We start from the raw sequence: 5,813 nt of genomic DNA on the forward strand, positions 1-5,813 counted from the left end.
ACGTCACCCATGTCGAGGGCAAGGTCGATCCGGTCGCCGACGCTGACACCGTCGAGACCGAGCTGATGCTCGCCGACCTGGAGAGCCTGGAGAAGCGCGTCCCCAATCTCGTCAAAAAGGGTCAGCAGGGCGACAAGGAGGCGAAGATCGGCGCCAGCGTCCTCGGCCAGGCGCTGGAGCTGCTGCAGGGCGGCAAGCCGGCGCGGCTGACCCGGCCCAAGGATGTCGAGGAGGAGCGCGTCCTCACCGCGGCGCAGCTGCTCACCGCCAAGCCCGTCCTCTATGTCTGCAACGTCGATGAGGCCGACGCCGCCGCCGGCAACGCGCTGTCGGCGCGCGTGCTGGCCAAGGCGGCGGCCGAGGGCGCGGAGGCGGTGGTCGTGTCCGCCGCGATCGAGGCGGAGATCGCCACCATGCCCGCCGACGAACGGGGCGAGTTCCTGGCCGAGCTGGGCCTGGCGGAGACCGGCCTCGCGCGCGTCATCCGCGCCGGCTACCGCCTGCTCCACCTCCTCACCTTCTTCACCGTCGGGCCGAAGGAGGCGCGCGCCTGGACGGTGGACGTCGGCGCCCGCGCGCCGCAGGCCGCCGGCGCGATCCACTCCGATTTCGAACGCGGCTTCATCCGCGCCGAGACGATCGCCTATGCCGACTATCTCGCGCTCGGCGGCGAAAGCGGCGCGCGCGAGGCCGGCAAGCTGCGGTCGGAGGGCAAGGACTATGTCGTCCAGGACGGCGACGTGATGCTGTTCCGCTTCAACGTGTGACGCGCCATCGCGACGTCGGCATGGCACTGGGGCATGGCGCCGGGGCATGGCAGCGCCGCACGTCATCGGCTGGTGGGCGCGACAGGGATTGAACCTGTGACCCCACCCGTGTGAAGGGTGTGCTCTACCGCTGAGCTACGCGCCCGTGCCCCGCTGGGGTCCGCCGGATGGCGGCTTCTTAGCAGCGCGGCCGTCGCTGTCCAGTCCGATCCCGATTGGAGGCTCAGTTCACCGAGTCCTTCAGCCCCTTGCCGGCCTTGAACTTGGGCTGGCTGGACGCCTTGATCGTCATCGGCTCGCCGGTGCGCGGGTTGCGACCGGTCGAGGCCTTGCGCTTGGACAGCGAGAAGGTGCCGAAACCGACCAGCCGGACCTCGTCGCCCTTCTTGAGCGCGGCCGAGATCGTGTCGAACACCGCCTCCACCGCCTTGACCGCGTCCCCCTTGGTCAGGCCCGATGTGTCGGCGACGGTCGCGATCAGCTCCAGCTTGTTCATGCACGCACCCCCGGACGAACGTTTACGCACCCGGAGTCGCCGGGCCGCGCGCGCCGTAGTGGCGCGCGCGGGCAACCCGAGTCAATCGCCCGCGCGCCCGATCAATGGTGCAGCTCGCCGCCCACCGGCGCGACGCCCGGCGGGGGCAGCGCCGCCAGTTCGTCCGCGTCCGACCACTCGATCGCCTCGATCGGCGCGGTCAGCGCGAGCCGCAACACCTCGTCGACATGGCTGACGGGCACGATCTGAAGCCCCTGCTTGATCGACGCCGGGACGTCGGCCAGGTCCTTCTCGTTCTCCTGCGGGATCAGCACCGTCTCGATGCCGCCGCGCAGCGCCGCGAGAAGCTTCTCCTTCAGCCCGCCGATCGGCAACACGCGGCCGCGCAGCGTCACCTCGCCCGTCATCGCCACCTCGCGCCGCACGGGGATGCCCGTCAGCGTCGAGATGATCGACGTGGTGATGCCGATGCCCGCCGACGGCCCGTCCTTGGGCACCGCGCCCTCGGGCAGGTGGATGTGGACGTCCTTGCGGGCGAACAGCGACGGCTTGATGCCATAGGTCGGCGCGCGCGCCTTGATGAAGCTGAACGCGGTCTCAATCGACTCCTTCATCACGTCGCCCAGCTTGCCGGTGATCTTGGCCGCGCCCTTGCCCGGCACCGTCACCGACTCGATCGTCAGCAACTCGCCGCCCACCTCCGTCCAGGCGAGCCCGGTGACCGCGCCGATCTGATGCTCGGTCTCGCTCAGGCCATGGCGATATTTCTGCGTGCCGGCGAAGTCGTGCAGATTGTCCGGCGTCACCGTCACGGCGGTGTCCTTGCCCTCCAGGATGCGGCGCAGCGCCTTGCGCATCAGCTTGGCGATCTCGCGCTCCAGCGTGCGCACGCCGGCCTCGCGCGTGTAGCGCTGGATCAGCGCGCGCAGGCCGTCGGGCGTCAGCGTGAACTCGCCCGGCTTGAGCCCGTGCAGCTCCAGCTGCTTGGCGATGAGGTGGCGCTCGGCGATCGCGACCTTCTCGTCCTCCGTATAGCCTTCCAGGCGAATGATCTCCATCCGGTCGAGCAGCGGCTGCGGCAGGTTGAGCGTGTTCGCGGTACAGACGAACATGATGTCGCTCAGGTCGAGGTCGATCTCCAGATAATGATCCTGGAACTTGGCGTTCTGTTCGGGATCGAGCACCTCCAGCAGCGCCGACGCCGGATCGCCCCGGAAATCCTGGCCCAGCTTGTCGATCTCGTCGAGCAGGAACAGCGGGTTGGACGCGCCGGCCTTCTTCAGGTTGGTGACGATCTTGCCGGGCAGCGAGCCGATATAGGTGCGGCGATGGCCACGGATCTCCGCCTCGTCGCGTACGCCACCCAGCGACTGGCGAACGAACTCGCGCCCCGTCGCCTTGGCGATCGACTGGCCGAGCGACGTCTTGCCGACGCCGGGCGGGCCGACCAGGCACAGGATCGGACCCTTCAGCTTGTTGGTGCGCGCCTGCACCGCCAGATATTCGACGATCCGGTCCTTGACCTTCTCCAGCGCGTAATGATCCTCGTCCAGCACCGCCTGCGCGGCGGCGATGTCGCGCTTGAGCTTGCTCTTCTTGCCCCAGGGCAGCCCCAGCAGCACGTCCAGATAGTTGCGCACCACCGTCGCCTCGGCGCTCATCGGCGCCATGGTCTTGAGCTTCTTCAGCTCCGCCGTCGCCTTGGTCCGCGCCTCCTTGGACAGCTTGAGCGTCGCAATCTTGCCGGTCAGCTCGGCGACCTCGTCGCCCTCGCCCTCGTCGTCGCCATTGCCCAGCTCGCGCTGGATCGCCTTCAGCTGCTCGTTGAGATAATATTCGCGCTGCGTCTTCTCCATCTGGCGCTTGACGCGACTCTTGATCTTCTTCTCGACCTGCAGGACGCCCAGCTCGCCCTCCATCAGGCCGAACACCATCTCCAGCCGCTTGGCCGGATTGCCCTCGACCAGCAGCGCCTGCTTGTCGGCGACCTTGACCGCGATGTTCGCCGCGACCGCATCGGACAGCAGCGCGGCGCTGACCAGCTCGCCCAGCTGCACCGCCGTCTCGGCGGGCGTCTTGCGGTTCTGCTTGGCATAGCTCTCGAACTGATTGACGACCGAGCGCATCAGCGCCTCGACCTCCGTGCCCTCCGCCTCGCCATCGTCGACCAGCTCGATCGAGGCGGTCAGGTGCGTGTCGGCCTCGCCCAGGTCGAGGAGCCGCGCGCGCTGCTTGCCCTCGACGAGCACGCGCACGGTGCCATCCGGCAGCTTGAGCAGCTGGAGCACCGTGCCGGTGACGCCCATGTCATAGATGTCGGCGCGCGCGGGATCGTCCTCGGCCGGATCGATCTGCGCGACCAGGAAGATCTCCTTGGTGTCCGCCATCGCCGCCTCCAGCGCCGCGACCGACTTGTCGCGGCCGACGAACAGGGGGACGATCATGGACGGAAAGACGACGATGTCGCGCAGCGGCAGGACGGGCAGGGTCTGGGTCATGAAAGCTCCGGGGGGCCATCGGCGAGACGGCCCGTTCGACCCGTCATATGGTGAAGCAGGCCCGTCGCATCAATCGGGTGGAGGAGCCCCCGGCGCCCCACGCTCACCGGTCACGCGGCGGCGGGACGATCGTTCGACAGCAACTGGGCCAGCTGCGGCAGCGGCAACGGCTTGCTGATCAGGTAGCCCTGGATCAGGTCGCATCCCGCCGCTTCGAGGAAGGCGAGGCACGCCGCGTCCTCGACCCCCTCGGCCACCACCTTCAGCCCCAGCTGGTGCGCCAGCTCGATCGTGGAGCGGACCAGCACGCCGTCGTCGCGGTTCTGGTGCGCGAACTGGACGAAGCTGCGGTCGATCTTCAGCTCGCTGAGCGGCAGCTGGCGGAGGTACGTCAGCGTCGACTGCCCCGTGCCGTAATCGTCCATCGACACCGCCACGCCCAGGTCGCGATACCGGCGCAGCGCGGCGATGGCGGCGCCGGTGTCGGACATGGCGGCGGACTCGGTCACCTCGAAGATCAGCGACGCGGTCGGGATCGCGGCGGCGGCGATGATGCGCTCGACGTCGTTGTTGAAGACGGCGGCCGACAGGAGCTTGGCCGAGATGTTGATCGCGGCAGCCACATCGGGGTGGCGGGACCGCCAATCGGTCACGTCGCGCACGACCAGCGACAGGACGTGGAGCGTCAGCGGCGCGATCCGGTTGGTCTGCTCGGCGATCGGGATGAACAGGTCGGGGCCGATGAAGCCGCGCACCGGATGGCGCCAGCGGACCAGCGCCTCCACGCTGGCGATCCGCTGCTCGCGCAGATGATATTTGGGCTGGTAATGGACCTCGATCTGGCCGGCCGCGATCGCCTCGTCCAGCTCGCCCATCAGCGTGATCGAGCGGTCGAGCTGTTCGAGGTCGGTGGCGGCGCGACGCCAGAACCCTCCCTCCAGGCGGGCCTGGTCGGCGGCGAGCGTCGCATCGGTGAGCAGCTGTTCCAGGCCGCCGTGAAAACCCGTCGCGACGCCGATCGAGATCGAGGCATCCACTCGCCGGCCGCCGACCTCGACCGGTTGCAGCAGGATCGCGCGAAGGCCGGGCAGCATGTCCTCCACCGGCTCGCCCGGGGGCAGCAGGAAGGTCAGCTGGTTGTCGGCGGTGCGGTACACCGCGCGATCGAGCGCGATCAGGGCGAGTCGCTCGGCGACGCGGATCAGCACGTCGGCGGTGGCGCGCCCGCCCAGCACCGCGCGCAACGCATCGATGTTGTCGATCTGCGCGACGGCGAGCACCGCCACCGCGTCGCCCTTCGCCCGGAGCAGCAGCGACCGCGCGTTCGGCAGTTTGGTCGGCTCGTCCATCGAGCGCTGGTCGTCGAAGCGCCGCAACACGTCGCGCGCGATGCTGGCGGCAGCGGCGACCGCGATGGTCGCCAGCGCCGCCGTCAACGGATAGGTCAGCAGGAACCGGTGCTGCGCCAGCAGCACGCCCGCGACCAGCACGATGCCGCCGGCGACCGCGACCGCGACGCTCGGCACGGCCGACCGGAACGACAGCAGCGTCGTCACGATCAGCGCCGCCAGCAGAAGGGGCGTCCATGGCGAGCCATAGACGGGCAAGCCGCGCAGCAGCGTCTCCGCAGCCAGCGCCTGGACGACCACGCCCGGCAGCACGCCCCATCGCGGCGTCCCGTACCGATCGCCCATCTCGATCGCCGTCGCGCCGATCAGGATGTCGCGCCCCCTCACGGCGGCGGGATCGAACCGGCCATCGCGCACGGCCACGAAGCTCAGCCTCGGCACGGTGCCCGGGTCGATCGCCATGTCGACCGGGAATTGCTGGTCGACGCCGCCGGACCGCGCCGCGACATAGGCGGACAGCGACGGGCGCGGCGTGCCCGCGGTCACGGTCGCCAGCGTCATGTCACGGACCTGACCATCGGCATCGGGACGCATGCTCACCGAGACGAGGGCCGCGTGCGCGCGCAGCGCCGGCAGCGGCAGCGCGTCCAGCGTGCGGCGGTCGTTGCTGCCCGCCGCCTGGCTGAAGGTCGGCAGCGCGACG

The 5,813-nt window shown here is 69.5% G+C and carries 4 protein-coding genes and 1 tRNA gene; 1 reads left to right on the forward strand and 4 read right to left on the reverse strand.

Features of this window, described 5'->3' with window-relative positions; translation table 11 throughout:
- Positions 1 to 767, forward strand: a 767-nt coding sequence (locus HUU95_RS06810) for a DUF933 domain-containing protein (protein ID WP_174279426.1), incomplete at its 5' end; no start/stop codon positions are given.
- A gap of 70 nt (positions 768 to 837) precedes the next feature.
- Here the strand turns inward: HUU95_RS06810 and HUU95_RS06815 are convergent.
- The 4 genes from HUU95_RS06815 to HUU95_RS06830 form a co-directional block, all read right to left on the reverse strand.
- Positions 838 to 912: transfer RNA gene (locus HUU95_RS06815), tRNA-Val, on the reverse strand.
- Between the two features lie 78 nt (positions 913 to 990).
- Positions 991 to 1,263, reverse strand: coding sequence for an HU family DNA-binding protein (locus HUU95_RS06820; protein WP_174279427.1), 273 nt, complete (start codon positions 1,261 to 1,263; stop codon positions 991 to 993).
- 101 nt (positions 1,264 to 1,364) lie between these two features.
- Positions 1,365 to 3,761, reverse strand: coding sequence for an endopeptidase La (lon, locus tag HUU95_RS06825; RefSeq protein WP_174279428.1), 2,397 nt, complete (start codon positions 3,759 to 3,761; stop codon positions 1,365 to 1,367).
- Between the two features lie 110 nt (positions 3,762 to 3,871).
- On the reverse strand, positions 3,872 to 5,813 hold a 1,942-nt coding region (locus HUU95_RS06830), incomplete at its 5' end, for an EAL domain-containing protein (RefSeq protein ID WP_174279429.1).

Source organism: Sphingomonas bacterium (assembly GCF_903643065.1).
In the GTDB taxonomy this organism is placed as follows: Bacteria; Pseudomonadota; Alphaproteobacteria; order Sphingomonadales; family Sphingomonadaceae; genus Sphingomonas.

What these genes read in the sequence shown, in the direction of transcription:
- HUU95_RS06820 (WP_174279427.1), bottom strand. Translation starts at nt 1,263, where the DNA reads ATGAACAAGCTGGAGCTGATCGCGACCGTCGCCGACACATCGGGCCTG.
- lon (WP_174279428.1), bottom strand. Translation starts at nt 3,761, where the DNA reads ATGACCCAGACCCTGCCCGTCCTGCCGCTGCGCGACATCGTCGTCTTT.